15 protein-coding genes are annotated in these 15,314 nt (G+C 68.6%); 7 read left to right on the forward strand and 8 right to left on the reverse strand.

All coding sequences use genetic code 11. The features are described from left to right. Positions 1-34 precede the first annotated feature (34 nt). The 3 genes from nrdI to GAA2_RS16395 all read right to left on the reverse strand — a co-directional run bounded on the left by nrdI (position 35) and on the right by GAA2_RS16395 (position 1,917). Complete coding sequence (nrdI, locus tag GAA2_RS16385) at positions 35-499, reverse strand: class Ib ribonucleoside-diphosphate reductase assembly flavoprotein NrdI (protein ID WP_024500571.1); 465 nt, start codon at positions 497-499, stop codon at positions 35-37. A gap of 230 nt (positions 500-729) precedes the next feature. Further along, entirely contained in the window at positions 730-966 is a 237-nt protein-coding gene (locus GAA2_RS16390) for a redoxin NrdH (protein WP_006436022.1), read from the reverse strand. Positions 967-1,359: 393 nt separating this feature from the next. Beyond that, the gene (locus GAA2_RS16395; protein WP_159405375.1) at positions 1,360-1,917 is read right to left on the reverse strand and encodes an NAD(P)H-dependent oxidoreductase; all 558 of its coding nucleotides are present in this window, start codon (positions 1,915-1,917) and stop codon (positions 1,360-1,362) included. A gap of 111 nt (positions 1,918-2,028) precedes the next feature. On the opposite strand from GAA2_RS16395, the gene GAA2_RS16400 reads away from it, so the two are divergent. Both GAA2_RS16400 and hpxO read left to right on the forward strand, forming a co-directional pair. Next, positions 2,029-2,655 carry a TetR/AcrR family transcriptional regulator gene (locus tag GAA2_RS16400; protein WP_159405374.1) on the forward strand — a complete coding sequence of 209 codons (627 nt, stop codon included), beginning with the start codon at positions 2,029-2,031 and terminating at the stop codon, positions 2,653-2,655. A 132-nt stretch (positions 2,656-2,787) separates the two neighbouring features. Beyond that, positions 2,788-3,948, forward strand: a complete 1,161-nt coding sequence (gene hpxO, locus GAA2_RS16405) for an FAD-dependent urate hydroxylase HpxO (protein WP_159405406.1) — start codon at positions 2,788-2,790, stop codon at positions 3,946-3,948. A gap of 19 nt (positions 3,949-3,967) precedes the next feature. On the opposite strand, the gene eccB is transcribed toward hpxO, so the two are convergent. Beyond that, positions 3,968-5,446 (reverse strand): type VII secretion protein EccB, encoded by a 1,479-nt coding sequence (eccB, locus tag GAA2_RS16410; protein ID WP_159405373.1) that lies wholly within the window; start codon positions 5,444-5,446, stop codon positions 3,968-3,970. A 201-nt stretch (positions 5,447-5,647) separates the two neighbouring features. Here eccB and eccE point away from each other — a divergent pair, with 201 nt between their 5' ends. Beyond that, a complete protein-coding gene (gene eccE, locus GAA2_RS16415; protein WP_024500576.1) occupies positions 5,648-7,381 on the forward strand; it encodes a type VII secretion protein EccE in 1,734 nt (577 codons plus the stop codon). A gap of 31 nt (positions 7,382-7,412) precedes the next feature. On the opposite strand, the gene manA is transcribed toward eccE, so the two are convergent. The 3 genes from manA to GAA2_RS16430 form a co-directional block, all read right to left on the reverse strand. Further along, positions 7,413-8,708 (reverse strand): mannose-6-phosphate isomerase, class I, encoded by a 1,296-nt coding sequence (gene manA / locus GAA2_RS16420; RefSeq protein WP_024500577.1) that lies wholly within the window; start codon positions 8,706-8,708, stop codon positions 7,413-7,415. Next, entirely contained in the window at positions 8,705-9,853 is a 1,149-nt protein-coding gene (locus GAA2_RS16425; RefSeq protein ID WP_024500578.1) for a hypothetical protein, read from the reverse strand. Before GAA2_RS16425 ends, manA begins: the two co-directional genes overlap by 4 nt. Positions 9,854-10,023: 170 nt before the next feature. Next, entirely contained in the window at positions 10,024-10,584 is a 561-nt protein-coding gene (locus GAA2_RS16430; RefSeq protein WP_191834456.1) for a DUF3499 domain-containing protein, read from the reverse strand. Between the two features lie 103 nt (positions 10,585-10,687). On the opposite strand from GAA2_RS16430, the gene GAA2_RS16435 reads away from it, so the two are divergent. Beyond that, the gene (locus GAA2_RS16435; protein ID WP_024500580.1) at positions 10,688-11,209 is read left to right on the forward strand and encodes a metallopeptidase family protein; all 522 of its coding nucleotides are present in this window, start codon (positions 10,688-10,690) and stop codon (positions 11,207-11,209) included. Positions 11,210-11,305: 96 nt separating this feature from the next. On the opposite strand, the gene GAA2_RS16440 is transcribed toward GAA2_RS16435, so the two are convergent. Beyond that, entirely contained in the window at positions 11,306-11,569 is a 264-nt protein-coding gene (locus GAA2_RS16440) for a WhiB family transcriptional regulator (protein WP_232513138.1), read from the reverse strand. A 716-nt stretch (positions 11,570-12,285) separates the two neighbouring features. On the opposite strand from GAA2_RS16440, the gene cofD reads away from it, so the two are divergent. Genes cofD through GAA2_RS16455 form a run of 3 tightly spaced genes read left to right on the forward strand, consistent with a single transcriptional unit; the run spans position 12,286 to position 15,247 of the window. Beyond that, positions 12,286-13,320 (forward strand): 2-phospho-L-lactate transferase, encoded by a 1,035-nt coding sequence (gene cofD, locus GAA2_RS16445; RefSeq protein ID WP_024500581.1) that lies wholly within the window; start codon positions 12,286-12,288, stop codon positions 13,318-13,320. Further along, the gene (locus GAA2_RS16450) at positions 13,317-14,666 is read left to right on the forward strand and encodes a coenzyme F420-0:L-glutamate ligase (RefSeq protein ID WP_024500582.1); all 1,350 of its coding nucleotides are present in this window, start codon (positions 13,317-13,319) and stop codon (positions 14,664-14,666) included. Before cofD ends, GAA2_RS16450 begins: the two co-directional genes overlap by 4 nt. Further along, entirely contained in the window at positions 14,663-15,247 is a 585-nt protein-coding gene (locus GAA2_RS16455) for an NUDIX hydrolase (RefSeq protein WP_159405372.1), read from the forward strand. Before GAA2_RS16450 ends, GAA2_RS16455 begins: the two co-directional genes overlap by 4 nt. The last annotated feature ends 67 nt before the right edge of the window (positions 15,248-15,314 follow it).

Consider the following 15,314-nt stretch of genomic DNA (forward strand, 5'->3'; position numbering starts at 1 on the left):
GTGACAGTCCGGTGGCGGCGCGCCCGGCCGACTGTCAGGCGGGTGCGGCGTGGAGCGAACCGGTTGCCGCGAACGCGGGACTCTGGGCGAAGTCGGCCAGTCCCGCACGCACGCGGTCGACGTCGTCGGTGGTGCCCATCAATTCGAATCGGTACAGGTAGGGCACGCGACACTTGCGCGAGATGATGTCGCCGGCGTAGCAGAACTCCTCACCGAAGTTCGTGTTGCCGGCCGCGATCACCCCCGTGATGAGGGATCGGTTGTGTTCGTCGTTGAGAAAGCGGATGACCTGCTTGGGGACGAAACCGCCGGGCTTGCCCGTCGCCTTGCCTCCCCCGTAGGTCGGGCAGATCAGCACGTAGGGCTCATCGACACGGAATTCACCGGCCGCTCCGGTCAGCGGGATACGCACCGAGCGCATATCCAGCTTCTCGACGAATCGGTGGGTGTTCTCGGAGACCGAGGAGAAGTAGACGATCAACGGCGACGTGGCCGACATGTCTCCCTCCAACCCTGCTGACGATGACCGTGTGGAACGTCTGTTCGTTTGCGTTCTGATCGACGGCGCCGATCACCGACGCCATCTGGTTCCAACACCGGAACCCTCGTGACCATTTCCCGATCCGAGACCGGGGTCACTCTCGGCTGTCACATCCCGACGCGGCGGATCCGGCTTCCCCTTCGGATCGCACCCGCGCCCGGGTCGACGGTGACAGCAGACTGCGGAGATCAGGCAGCAGCAGTGGCGAGCGCCTTGATGCGGTCGGGACGGAAGCCCGACCAGTGCTCGTCGCCGGCGACGACGACCGGGGCCTGGAGGTAACCGAGCGCCATCACATAGTCGCGGGCTTCCGGGTCCTGGCTGATGTCGACGACCTCATAGGACAGACCCTGCTTGTCCAGGGCCTTGTAGGTGGCGTTGCACTGGACACATGCCGGCTTCGTGTAGACGGTGATGGAAGACATCGAGAGGTTCTCCTCGGTCGTAGGAATCGCCAGTGACGTGCAGTTTCCCAGCGTGAAGATGGTGACCTACGTCACCGTCTCCCTGGCGTTTCCGGAGGAGTGGATCCACTTCCTCTTGTCCGCCTGACTGGTACCGCAAACACTACACCTAGTGGCTGACATTTCTGGTCACCACAAGGGGTTGTGAATAACATCGGTGGAAGACATGCAGGTCGGAGGGGTGCAGGATTCGAAATTCCGGCGTGTCACGGGCCCGTACGGCGTGTCGCTCACAGGTTGTCCAGGACTGCTCCACAACATGTGCACCGGCAGTCCACAATCCCCAGCTCGTCGACAAGACGACGCCGCACCGGGCGTGGGCCCGGTGCGGCGTCGAAGAAACCAGAGAACAGGTCAGGCGCTGACGGCGACCTCGTCGACGAGGCGGGCGACCGACGCGACGACCTTCGCCACGATCGTGGGATCGGTGAGGCCACCCTCCGGGAGCGCGGGGATCTGCAGACCGAGGTCGGCCTCCTCGATCGCGCGACCGCCGGCGATGCCGACCGACTTACGGGTGTCCTCACGGGTCCACTGTCCGCCGTACTGGCCGAGGCCCGCACTCAGCACCGCCACCGGCTTGCCGCCCAGCGCCCCGGCGCCGTAGGGACGCGACAGCCAGTCGATGGCGTTCTTGAGCGCGGCCGGAATGGTGCCGTTGTACTCGGGGGTGGCGATGAGCACTCCGTCCGCCTTGGCCACGGACTCACGGAGGGCGACCACACCGTCGTGGAGGGCGCCCTCGACGTCGATGTCCTCGCTGTAGAACGGCAGCGCACCGAGATCGTCGACGACCGTGATGTCGACCCCGGCGGGAGCATTGTCGGCAGCGACCTGGGCCAGCTGCCGGTTGACGGAGGCAGCACGAAGGCTTCCGACGAGCGCAACCAATTCGACAGTTCGATCCGACATGTCATTCCTTTCGACGAGGGCATCGGCCCGGAGGGGACCGTGAATACGCATCAAGTAACCGGACCCGGGTCCGATTGATTCCAGGCCGAGGTAAAGAGTTACCCTCATCACGTGCCGAACGGGCCAGACCACTCCCCGCTCCATATCTCCTTCAACAACTCGGGGACCGAACGTGCCGACGCCGCACGAAATCGGCGTCTGTTGCTGGCTGCCGCCAAAAACCTGATCGATCACCACGGCGCGGCGGCGGTCACCATGGAAGCGGTCGCCCGCGAGGCAGGTGTGGGCAAGGGCACGGTGTTCCGACGCTTCGGCAACCGCACCGGATTGATGCTCGCACTGCTCGACCATTCCGAATCCGAGATGCAGCAGGCCTACCTGTCCGGACCCGAACCCCTGGGTCCCGGCGCGCCCCCGCTCGACCGGTTGCTGGCCTACGGCCGCGCCCGGCTCAAACTCACCTGCGACCACCTCGACATCCTGCTGGAGGCCGGGGCGGCCGCCGACGACTTCATGACCCACCCGGTGGGTCGCGCGTCGACCCAGCACGTACAGATCTTGCTGCGGCAGTTGGGTTTCGCGGACGAGCTCGACTTCATGTCGCTGGCCGTGCAGGCACCGTTGGCCGCCGGGTCGGTCCGGTATCTGATGGTCGAGGTCGGCCTCGATCTCGAGACCATCACCACACAGTGGCAGGAGATGGTCACCGCTCTCGTGGCCTCCCGCCGTTCGCAGTGATCCCCACCCCCACTGTCCTCTCGTAGGCCGGACGAGATGTTTGGTCGCGCACCAGCGTCGGTCGCGTCTTAGCCTTGTGTCGTGTCGGTGAGAAGCGGCCGGCGGGTGACATCGGAGAAAGCGGTGGTGAGCGTGAAGGCAGTGATCGTCGGCGCAGGTATGGGCGGTATGTCGGCGGCCATCGCTCTCAGACAGCTGGGAATCGAGGTCGAGGTCTACGAGCAGGTCACCGAGAACAAGCCCGTCGGTGCCGCGATCTCGGTGTGGTCCAACGGGGTCAAGTGCCTCAACCACCTCGGGCTGGAGAAGGAGACCGCCGAGATCGGCGGGATCCTCCACTCGATGAGCTACGTCGACGGCTTCACCGGTGACACCATGTGCCGCTTCAGCATGCAGCCACTCATCGACGAGGTGGGTCAGCGTCCGTACCCGATCGCGCGGGCCGAACTGCAGCAGATGTTGATGGACGCGTATGGATTCGACGACATCCACTTCGGCAAGGAGATGGTGGCGGTCCGCAGCGACGAGAATCGTGCCACCGTCGAATTCGCCGACGGGACCACCGATTCCGGCGACATCGTGATCGGCGCCGACGGCGCGAGGTCACTGGCCCGCGAATACGTCCTGGGCGGCCCGGTTGCGCGCCGCTACGCGGGGTACGTCAACTTCAACGGACTCGTCGAGGTCGACGAGAAGATCGGCCCGGCCACCGAATGGACCACCTATGTGGGTGATTCACGGCGTGTGTCGGTGATGCCGGTGGCGGGCAACCGCTTCTACTTCTTCTTCGACGTCCCGATGCCCGAGGGCGTTCCGTTCGAACGCGGCAGCGCGCGCGAGGTGCTCGCCGCGGAGTTCGCCGACTGGGCGCCCGGCGTCCAGACCCTCATCGCGGAACTCGATCCCGCGACCACCAATCGGGTCGAGATCCTCGACCTCGACCCGTTCGACACCTGGGTCAAGGGACGCGTCGCCGTGCTCGGCGACGCCGCGCACAACACCACGCCCGACATCGGACAGGGTGGATGCTCGGCGATGGAGGACGCGGTCGCACTGCAGTTCGCCTTCCGCGACCACCCCGACGATCCGATCGCCGCCCTGGACGCCTACCAGGCTGCGCGCACCGAACGCGCCGGCGATCTGGTGCTCCGCGCCCGCAAGCGCAGCGACGTCACCCATGGCAAGGACCCGGAGAAGACCGCCGCCTGGTACGACGAACTGCGCAGCGAGGACGGCACCAACATCATCCGCGGCATCGTCGGCAACATCGTCGGCGGTCCGCTCACGTCCTGAGGCTCCGCCCGAATGCGAACTACTCGCCGTCCCGGCCGATCTCGGCCGTCTTCAATCCGTCGTGAGCGACCAGCGCGGCCTCCCGGGAGAGCGTCGGACCGGGCGCGAGCAGGGACACCACCGACCACGGTGCACGCGCCGGCGAGTCACCGAGCCCGAGGATCCCACCGGTCTCGAGGTCGGGAATCCCGAACCGTACACCCGAATCGTTCACGTAGAACAGCGATTCGGTGCGGGCACTGTCGGCCTCGTTACCGGTCACCTGCAGATACTCCCCCGACCCCTGCGGCAGATAGACCTCGTCGAGACCGGGTCCGACACCGTCGGCCGAGGTGAGGCGTACCGGCACCGCATCGGACGCGAGCGGAAGGGCACGCCCGGCCAGCAATGCGGTCTCGGCCCGAGGCTCGTCGGTGCCACGAGACCAGCTGCGGCACAGCGTCGGATCGGCAGCGAGACCGAGCAACGACGGGTCGGCCTGCGGGAAGTCGCCGATCGGCAACTCCTCCACCACCTTCAGCGTCGCGAGCTCGCCGGGCGCCACCGTTCTGACGGGCGCGGCGCCGTCGCGGTCGGCCAGACGCAGGATCTCGGCGGTCGGGGCACTGATCTCCTGGACACCGCCGCGGAGCACGACGTGATAGGTCGTCTCGTCGTCGACGCCGACCGACTTCACGACCGAGCCGACGGTCGCCGAGTCCACCGCGCCCGGCTGTCCGGCGCCCGGAATGGCGGGCACCGTCAGCGGATCGACGAGCGGAAAGCTGTTGAGCAGGCCGGGGGTCATCCGCCGCGGCGTCACTCCGTCGAGTCCGAGACCCCGCATGACCGGGGCGCTGCCGGTGTCGACCTCCGCGCGAACCGGGCTCCATGCACCGTCCCGGAACAGCTGATAGACCAGGAAGATCTCGTCGCCGGCACGGACGAGCACCGCGTCGGCCGGGCGCGCGGTCTCGACGGTCGACGAACCCAACGCGGGCTTCTCACCGATGACCGTCTGCCGGATCGACTCACTCGACGAATCCGACGCGACGGTCGACGAATCGCACACCGTCCACACGGAGTTGCCCTGGTGCGCCGAACCCGGCAGGGACGCGGGTGCACCCGGGATTCCCAGCAGAGGGCCACGCGGATAGGACTTGAGTTTGGTGTCCGCCACCGACGTCGGCTTCTCGGAACTCCCGGTGATCAGCCGGGCCGAGGCGAGATTGAGCACGGGGTGCAGCGTGTCCTCGACGAGGACATGGGTGCTGCCGCTGTTCTTGCTGACGATGATGGTCGCGTCCCCGACCGAACCCTGCGGCCGGACGAGACCGTACACCCCGCAACCGCCGAGAACGAGCAGGCCCAGAATCGTGCCGACCACCAGCGCCTGCAACTGGGATCGCATCGGGTCGTGCAGCATTCGCACATCGCGGCGCACGAGCGCGTGCTCGAGCCGCTTGATCAGGAAACGATAGCCGTTGACCTGCGCCTTGGTCGTGAGCTGACGTGCCACGACTCCCCCTGTCCGCACCGATCCCAGCCGCCCGCGAACGGGCGCCGCTGTGGACCGGTTGTGATCTCCTGCGGCATACCCCCTGCCGCGCGGTAGTAGCCTAACCGACAATCAGGCCCCTCACGTGCGGGGCTCAGCCGCCTGTGGACACACCGACGGGCGGCGCCGCATTCGACGCGGCACCGGGATCGAGGGGGGATCGTGGATCGGAACACGCGTGCGACGGGGCTTCGCACACTCCTGGTGATCGAGGTGATCGTGGCTCTCGGCCTCGTCGTGTGGGCGTTGTCCGGCAGCGTGTGGGGTTCGTCGGCACTGATCGTGGCCGTGGTGGTCGCAGCCGGACTGGTCAGCGTCGGCGGCCGGTCTCTGTTCGGGCGGATCGGCGCACGGATGTCGTTCTCCTGGTTGCGGATGCGCCGGAGCCCCGCCGACCTCAACCCGGCCCCCTTCGACGTCCCGCTGTCCGGATCGTCGACTCGTCCATCAGCACGCCGCTCGTCGGCACCCACGACCATCGGCGCCCGCTGGGTGGGCGACACCCTGGTCACCGTGGTCCGGGTCGACCCCGGCGGCCCCGCGGTCACCTACCTGACCCCCGGCAACAGCACGCTCGCCGGCGAGACGGGCCAACTGGTTCCGCTCGACGTCCTCGCCGAATGCATCGACCGCTACGACATCGCGCTCAGTTCCATCGAGGTCATCAGTCACGGTGTGCGCGTGTGGGGTTCCGGTGTGGCACCAGCGACCTATGACCGCACCCTCGGACCGCTGTCGGCGACCGCCCAGCGCTCGGTGTTCGTCGTGCTCCGGCTCGATCCACTCGAGTGCCCCGACGCCGTGGCGCGGCGCGGCGGCGGCGCGACCGGTGCCCTGCGCACCGCGACGGTCACCACGCGCCGCGTCGCCAAACGCCTCGCCGAGCACGGGCTGACCACCACCATCCTGTCCGCCGCACAGATCACCTCGGTCACCACCCAGCTGACCGAGGGAGCCGGCCTCGACTCCCTGGCCGAGGAGTGGGAATCGGTCGGGGTGTCGGGGCTCCGCATCCGGAGTGCCGCAGTCGAATCGGAAGCGCTGCCCGCCGTCGTCCGCGACGTCTGGGTCAACTCGGCCGTCTCGACGACACTCACCATCCGACTCCGGCACATCACCGCCGACCGCCGTCACCGCAAGGGACGACGGGAGGTCGAGGTGTCCGCGTTCGTCCGGTTCAACGAGTTCCCGGATGCGCGCCGGTCGGTGCCGTCGTGGCCGGCCGGCCTGCAACCGCTCGACGGACGCCAGTTCGACGCCCTCGCGGTCAGCCTTCCGATCGCGACGCCCACCCGCCTCGACCGGGCCCTGCCGACCCTCACCGGCGACGCGGCCCAGGCTTTCCTGGGATCGGTTCGCCTCCCCGCCGGAGGGTGCGGTCAGCTCATCGGAGCCGACCACGCGGGCCGCGCCGTCGCCACCCGACTCGTCGGCCCCGGCATCGCCACCGTCTCCGTTGCCGCCGGAATCCACGTCGTCGCGCAGATGGCACTGCGCGCGGTGGCTGTGGGTGCCTCGGTCCGTGTCCACACCGACCGACCGCATCGCTGGGCGCCACTGGTCACCGCGGTCGCCGATCCGAGCGCACTGTCACTGGCCGGCGACCGCACACCGGCCCGTCCGGGACCGGCGCTGGTCATCGTCGACGGCGTCAGTCCTCCATCCCCCCAACCGGATACGACGCGGATGATCGTGTCCGCACCGGGCGTCGACGACCCGGCCGGCGGGCACACCGTCGCTCTGATGCAGAATCCGCGTGCGCCACAGGACCTCTCACTCGACACCGGCGGAGAACCGATCCTGGTGACGATGGTCGCGACCCCGGACGAGTGGAACCTGATCGGCGGCTACCCCGAACCCGCGGCCCACACACCCGCCGGACCCGTTCGGCGCTAAGCCCGTATCACTGAGCGCTGTCGCCGCGGTATCACTCAGCGGCTGTCGCCGCGGCCGGCGCGGACGCGGACACCCCGTCGGCAGCCGACACCGCAACCGGCACGAGCGCCCGGTAGAACACCGCGCGCGCCGAGGCGGCCCGCACGATCACGTCCGGGTCGTCGTCGGTGATCCACAGGGCACGACCGGACTGCACTGTCAGCGGCGCGCCACCCGCGGGACGAACCTCGATCGCACCACTGAGCACCGCGAGGATCTGAGGCCCCGGCATGTCGAAACAGATCGACGACGAATGATGCAGCCCGGTGCCGTCCAGCTCGACCCGGGACAGCCGGAACTCCGGCGCGGGGGTGAGGTACACACGTTCCGCGCCGATCATGCGCACCGGCGGTGCCAGCTGGGCGGAGTCGACCGGGGTGAAATCGAGGACGCGCAACAGCTCGGGCACATCGATGTGCTTGGGCGTGAGGCCGCCGCGCAAGACGTTGTCGGAGTTGGCCATGATCTCCACGCCGGTGCCACGGAGGTACGCGTGCAGATTGCCGGCCGGCAGGTACAGACCCTGCCCCGGCTCGAGGTGCACGTGATTGAGCAGCAACGAGGCGAGCACACCGGGATCGTTCGGATAGTCCTCACCGAGTTCACACACCGTGCGCAGTTCGGCGGCGAACTCCGTGCGCCCCGCGCTCAGCACCTCGATCGCGCCGTGCAGTACCGCGGGCACGAGCTGACGTATCAGCGACTCCGGCAGTGTCAGCCAGGTGGTGAACACCGCCCGGAGCCCCTCTGAATCAGGTTGCCCGACAAGCATTCCCAGATAATGGTCGAGTTCGCTGACCTGAAGTTCGCGAAGCAGGGCGATGGTCTCGTGCGGATCGCGGAAACCGGCCAGCGCATCGAAGGGCGTGGTGGCGACCATCAGCTCCGGCTTGTGCCACGGATCGCGGTAGTTGCGGTCGCGGGCGTCGATGGCGAGGCCACGCGCGTTCTCCCGTTCGAACCCCTCTCGCGCCTGTTCCGCGGAGGGGTGCGCCTGCAGCGACAGGGCCTCTTCGGCGGCGAGGACTTTCAGCAGAAACGGGAGCCGATTGCCGAACTCGGCCGCACTGGCCGTGCCGAGTGTCGCCACCGGATCGGCGTCGATCACCTCGCCGAGGTCCTGCTCGGGACCGGAGGGGTCGACACATCGCGCCGAACCTGCCGGGTGCGAACCGAACCACAGCTCGGCTTCCGGATGGGCCGACGGGACAGGCCTGCCCTGAATCGACGCGATGGCCGTCCGTGAACCCCACGCGTAGGGGCGCACCACTCCGTCGAGAATCCTCATTGCACCGTGTTCCCAATCAGGCGGAGATACACCGCCGCCATCTCGACCCGCAACGCCACGACCAACAAACCGAGAACGTCCCCCGGGCCGTCGGCCACCGGGTCCTCACCCGGTGCCGGACGCCGGTCGTCCCACGGTTGGCCGCCACCCGGCGGCACCCCGCCTGCCTCGTCGGCACCGACAACCAGATCGACGTCGCCCAATCCCATCACTCGCTGCCGGGTGTACCACTCGCGCCGGGGAGTCGACACCACCATGATGCGGGGAGCCGGCTCCTGTGCCGGACCGTCGAACTCCGGGTCGTAGAAGATCGTGTCGGCGGCCGGCGCTCCGCCCGGCCGCGACTCCAGGAGCCGGGACATCCTCGCCACGTCGCCGAGTTCGGCGACTGCGCTGATGATCCCGGCGAACCCGACGAAGCTGGAGGCGGCGTGAGCGGCCAGGACCGAACCCGCCGGCGAATCCGACGTCCAGACGGCGGGACGGCCCTGCACGCGGACCGCCAGCGACTTGGCGCGATTGTGGAAGGTCTCGCGGGAAGGATGCGATCCGGAGGCCTCGGCGTCGAGCGCGTCGGCCAGGTCGTCGAGGACGGGCGTCGGGCCGGTGACACGGACCTGCGTCAGTGCGCCGAACACCGCCAGCAGTGCCGCGACGAAACCGACGAAACGGAAGCGCGGTTCGACGTCGAACCGCGGAGAGAGGTCGATTCCGTTGCCGCCCAGGGCATCCCGCAAGGGGCCGGCGATCGGCGCGGCCACGACCACCTCCGCCCGACGACGCTGGGCGCGCGCGGCGGCATCCGCCAGCGCCATGTCTCCGGCATCCTCGCCGGCCACGATCACGACGTCGAGAGGACCGACCCAGCCAGGCAGGACGGGACCACTCACGACCGGGACGTCGACACGCGCTGCGAGGGTGGCGACACTCAGCTCGGCCGCCCGATGCGAGACCTCGCTGGAACCGTGGACGACCACGATGCTACGTGGTCGGAGGTCCGCGAGAGGGGCGAGGACACCCTCACGAACGGCCTCGGCGGTGGCACGGACCTGCGCTCCGGCGAGCGCGACGGCCCGCAGCAGTCCGTCGACGTCCGCGGAGAACAACTCCTCGGCATCGTCGAGGTCGGGTGTACCGGTACGCATGGAACCAGCGTAGCCAGGTGCGGGGACACACGCCCGGGTACGCGACACAGTCACCCGTTCGATTCTCGGACCGGGTTCGGACGGGCGGGCGGGTCCGGGCCGGAGCACGAATGATCCGCGGCCCCCGACGGCGACAACGGGTTCCACGCCCCCCGCGTGGTGGTGTCCGCTCAGTCGACCGGATCCGGGAGTACGCGGAGATGACCGCGGCGGCCCGGACGTGGCCGCGTCTGGTGGCGCGGCACTCCCGGAACGGCCGGCGGCTGCGACGGCGAGTCGACCGGCCCGGCGCGATGGCGGCCGCTCCGGCGATCCGCGAGGGCGGCCTCGTAGGCGGCATCGGCCGCGCGTGCCTCGTCCCGAGCCCGCGAGTCGAAGGCGTCGAGGGAGTCCACCGGCATCCGATCCGAACCACGACCGAGGGGCCCGCGATCGACGAAGCCCGGGCGCGCACCCCCGGCGACGGCGCCGGCCTCGCGGACGGCCTCGGCGAGGGCGGTCAGTTCGTGGTCCTCGGCAGGTGCCGAGAATCCCCGCTCACTGCGCAACATCTCCCACCCCCGCGGCACGGTGATCCGCCGGGCGTGATCGTCGCACAGATCCCAGGAATGCGGCTCCTCCGAGGTCGCCAGTGGACCGATCACCGCAGTCGATTCGGCGTAGACGAAGGTCAGGGTAGCCACCGCGGATCGGGCGCAGCCGGGTCGGCAGCACAGACGGGGAAGCTTCACGTGACGAGATTAGCCCGCCCTGTCCGCAACCACAGATTCGACACGCTCACAACGGGCCGAGGCGGGGGCGACACGAGCCACTGCGACCTCTTAGACTCGCGCCATGCGCATCCACCCGAAGCCGACGCAGCGCGGCTCATACGGCCAGCCGGGACTTCGTCGTGGCCGACGACGGGTCGAACGGTACCGAGACCGGCGAGGACGCGGCCTGCGTTCCCCGCTGCTGCCGCAGAACGTCCCCGCCTACAACACCCGATCCGATGAGTTCGACGCCGTCGCGCTGGAGGCCTTCGCCGAGATCGACGCGCAGTGGCACGATCAGCTCTCCGGACTCGACATCGCCGTCGACGAGATCCCGCGCCTGCTCCCCCGAGATCCCGAGACCGTCGAGTGGCCCGACGAGGTGACCGCCGACGGTGCGGTTCCGCTTGCACGGCTGATCCCGGCGGGGATGGACGTCCACGGGGTTCCGACGCGGGCTCAGATCATCCTGTTCCGCCGGCCGCTGGAGTCCCGCGCGAAGAAGGGGACAGATCTTCTCGAGTTGGTACACGAGGTTCTCGTCCAGCAGGTCGCGACCCACCTGGGCGTCGACGAAGACACGATCGACCGCGGACCTGAATGATCCGCGGTCGATGATCGCGTTCGACGATGACCGTCGAGCGTCCAGCTGTCGCTGGTCTATTCGTCTGTTCTGACGACGCCGTTCCGGCGACGTCGGTCAGATGATGCCGCGCTTGATGCGACGGCGCTCGCGCTCCGACAGCCCGCCCCAGATACCGAAGCGTTCGTCGTTGTGGAGCGCATACTCCAGGCATTCCGCCTTGACCTCGCAGCCCTGGCAGATGCGTTTGGCCTCACGTGTCGATCCACCCTTTTCCGGGAAGAACGCCTCGGGATCGGTCTGCGCACACAGTGCGCGGTCCTGCCACTGCTCCTCGACCGCGTCGAACAGGTCGTCGAAGTCGTTGGGCACCAGGGCCAGATGACGACGACCCGCCGACTCGTCCGCGTCGGCACCGGCGAGACCGGTTGCGTCGGCGGCGAATTCGACTGAGGCCGCACGCGCGGTGCCGCCGATCATCGAATCGTCAACGGGGCCAAGGGTACGGAATTCTGGGGTACCGATCTCCGGGGCGGATGTCATCACGGGAGACTCTGCGATGAATTGCGGGCGATCATGTGGTTCAAGCGGATTGCCGATCGGGTTGTTCAAAGCCATCGTCGGCGCCTCCTAGCTCGGGATGTTGGTCGTAATCTGTCCTTTGCGAACACGACGTGCTGCCGTACCCACCACTGCTGCCACACCACTTGTACTCCGGGTGCGCGAACTCCCTGCATCCGTTGTACACAGCGCCCGAGCGACGGCACTCGATGCCGGCACCGACCCTCTGCCGAGTTCGAACACATGATCGAATCCCTTGGAGGCCAGTAGTTCTCGACTTCGAATGTTCTCGATCTCAAACTCGGAATGACACTGATGTGATTAGACACGCCGAGGGCGGTCCCGGTCAAGTTGAATCGAAGAATTCCCTTTACCATCGCGTGCCGACAAATCTGTGACTCGACACGACGATGACGCGAAGGCGAAGCGAAGATCACACTCACGAGCCCTCCTCCCAGCCCGCCGGACGGGCATGACAGCGGCGTACGAACCCTCGCGGCCGACCACTAGAGTGGCGGTGTGAAGGAGTACCTGCTGTGAAGGTGACCGTACTCGTCGGCGGCGTGGGGGGTGCCCGTTTCCTCCTCGGACTGCGCGAATTGCTGGGTGTCACCCCGTTCCCGCCGCATCCGGACGACCCCACTCTCGGTGTCGGCGAACATCAGATCACCGCGATCGTGAACGTCGGCGACGACGCGTGGATGCACGGCGTGCGCATCTGCCCCGACCTCGACACGTGCATGTACACCCTGGGCGGTGGCATCGACCCCGAACGTGGGTGGGGCCGGCGCGGTGAAACCTGGCACGCGAAAGAGGAACTCGCCGCCTACGGGGCGGACCCGGACTGGTTCGGCCTCGGCGACCGTGATCTCGCCACCCATCTGATCCGCACCCAGATGCTCGACGCCGGGTACCGGTTGTCCGATGTGACCGCCGCCCTGAGCCGCCGATGGAACCCGGGGGTGCGCCTGCTGCCGGTGACCGACGACCGGCACGAGACCCACGTGGTGATCGCGAAACCGGACGGCGACGAGGGCGAGCGGGTCGCGATCCACTTCCAGGAATGGTGGGTGCGCCACCGGGCGCAGGTCCCGACCTTCGGCTTCGCGCAGGTGGGCTCGGACGACACCACGCCCGCACCCGGTGTCCTCGACGCGATCGCCGACGCCGACGTCATCGTGCTCGCGCCGTCGAATCCGGTGGTGAGCATCGGTGCGATCGTGAGTGTTCCGGGAATGCGCAGCGCACTGCGGACCACGACGGCCCCGGTGGTCGGCGTCTCCCCGGTCATCGACAACCGACCGCTGCGCGGTATGGCCGACGAATGCCTGTCGGTGATCGGCGTGGAATCGTCGGCCGAGGCCATCGCCGCCCATTACGGGGCCCGCAGCGGCAACGGCATCCTCGACGGCTGGCTGATCGCCGAGGGCGACCACGCACGCGTCGACGGCATCTCGATCGGTTCGGCCCCGCTGCTGATGACCGACCCGCAGGCCACCGCGCAGATGATCCGTGCGGCCTGCGCGCTCGTCGACGTGGCGCTGCCGGACCAGAACGTGGGCACCGCGTGAGCGAGCTCGCCGATCATCGCGCCCCGGACGGCCTGGAGATCCGGCCCGTCACCGGGCTCCCCGAATTCACCGACGAATCCGACGTCGCCGCCGAGGTCCTCGCCGCCGCACCGTGGCTGGAATCCGGCGATGTCCTGGTGGTGACGAGCAAGATCATCTCCAAGGCCGAGGGCCGCATGGTCGACGCACCCGCCGACCCGGAGGAACGTGATGCGCTGCGGCGCAAGCTCGTCGAGGCCGAGTCGGTGCGCGTGCTCGCCCGCAAGAACCGCACGCTCATCACCGAGAGCCGTCTGGGTCTGGTCCAGGCCGCAGCCGGGATCGACGGTTCCAACGTGCGCTCCGACCAGCTGGCCCTGCTCCCCGAGGATCCGGACGGCAGCGCGGCACGGTTGCGGGCCGCCATCGCCGAGCGAACGGGCCTCGAGGTCGCGGTGATCATCACCGACACGATGGGCCGTGCGTGGCGCACCGGGCAGACCGATGTCGCGATCGGCTCGGCGGGCATCGCCGTCACCCACCCGTATGACGGTGGCACCGACGACTACGGGAATCCGTTGGTGGTGACCGACATCGCGGTCGCCGACGAACTGGCCGCGGCCGCCGACCTGGTCAAGGGCAAGCTCGCGGCTGTCCCGGTGGCCGTCGTCCGCGGGTTCGCACCCGTCGACAACGGTTCGACCGCCGCCGATCTGATCCGGCCCGCCGAAGAGGACCTGTTCCGGCTCGGCACGGAGGAGGCCATCGCCCTGGGGCGGCGTCAGGCCATCCGCACACGACGTTCGGTGCGCGCCTTCGACGACCGACCGGTCGATCCCGACGACATGCGGACCGCACTCGGGGAAGCCCTGACGGCGCCCGCGCCCCACCACACCCATCCGGTGCGGTTCGTGTGGGTGCGGTCGGTCGAGCGGCGTCGTGCGTTGCTCGATGCGATGAACGCCGAATGGCGCGCCGACCTCGAATCCGATGCCAAGACACCCGAATCGATCGAGAAGCGGCTCCGTCGCGGTCGGATTCTGTACGACGCACCCGAATTGGTGATCCCGTTCCTCGTGCCCGACGGTGTGCACGAGTACCCCGACGAGCGACGCAACGCGGCCGAGCACACCATGTTCACGGTGGCCGCGGGCGGCGCCGTGGCGAGCCTGCTCATCGCGCTGTCGGTCCGCGGGATCGGCAGCTGCTGGGTCGGATCTACGATCTTCGCCGCGCCGACGGTGCGACGCGTCCTCGAACTCGACTCGTCGTGGGAGCCGTTGGGCGCCGTCGCCATCGGGCACCCGCTCGAGGCCGCCCCGCTGCGCGACGCCGCGCCGACCGACGAGTGGGTGGTCGAGCTGTGACCGCGGAGTCGCTGCACGCCTCGGCGGTCGAGGCCCTGACCGCCTGGCAGGCGCCGGACTCGGCGCAGGACAGCCTGCGGCACGCCTACCTCGCGCTCCTCGCCGCCACTCCCGACGCCTGCCTGCGCGCCTGTGCGGCAGGTCATCTCACCGGGTCGGCCATCGTCTTCGACGCCGATCGAAGCCATGTGCTGCTGACTCTGCATCCGCGCGTGGGCAGATGGATTCAGCTCGGCGGACACTGTGAGCCGACCGACGAGACCCTGGCCGACGCCGCATTGCGGGAAGCCCGTGAAGAATCCGGCATCCCGGGTCTCGACCTCGATCGCGTCGGCGGCAGTGGTGGCATCGTGCACCTGCACACCCACCCGATCACCTGTTCACTCGGCGTGCCGACCAGGCATCTCGACGTGCGCTACCGGGTGGTCGCCGCCCCGACTGCCGACGGCAGCCTCCCGGCGTTCGAACGCAGTGAGGAATCGGTGGACCTGCAGTGGTGGCCGATCGACGATCTGCCGGCGGACACCGACGCCGACATCCCGGAGCTCATCCGGGCCGCGCTGGCCACGAAGACCTGGTGAGTCGACCTCGCGAGCCCTTCGTGACGCGTCCTCCGCAAGCTCCGGACGCTCCTCAGGGAGCGGGGGT

Source organism: Gordonia ajococcus, assembly GCF_012974285.1.
Lineage (GTDB): Bacteria > Actinomycetota > Actinomycetes > Mycobacteriales > Mycobacteriaceae > Gordonia > Gordonia amicalis.

Bases quoted from the DNA above. Each gene is read 5' to 3' on its own strand.
- GAA2_RS16395 (WP_159405375.1), bottom strand. From the start codon at position 1,917: ATGTCGGATCGAACTGTCGAATTGGTTGCGCTCGTCGGAAGCCTTCGT.
- GAA2_RS16390 (WP_006436022.1), bottom strand. From the start codon at position 966: ATGTCTTCCATCACCGTCTACACGAAGCCGGCATGTGTCCAGTGCAAC.
- manA (WP_024500577.1), bottom strand. From the start codon at position 8,708: ATGAGGATTCTCGACGGAGTGGTGCGCCCCTACGCGTGGGGTTCACGG.
- GAA2_RS16435 (WP_024500580.1), top strand. From the start codon at position 10,688: ATGCGCATCCACCCGAAGCCGACGCAGCGCGGCTCATACGGCCAGCCG.
- GAA2_RS16425 (WP_024500578.1), bottom strand. From the start codon at position 9,853: ATGCGTACCGGTACACCCGACCTCGACGATGCCGAGGAGTTGTTCTCC.
- nrdI (WP_024500571.1), bottom strand. From the start codon at position 499: ATGTCGGCCACGTCGCCGTTGATCGTCTACTTCTCCTCGGTCTCCGAG.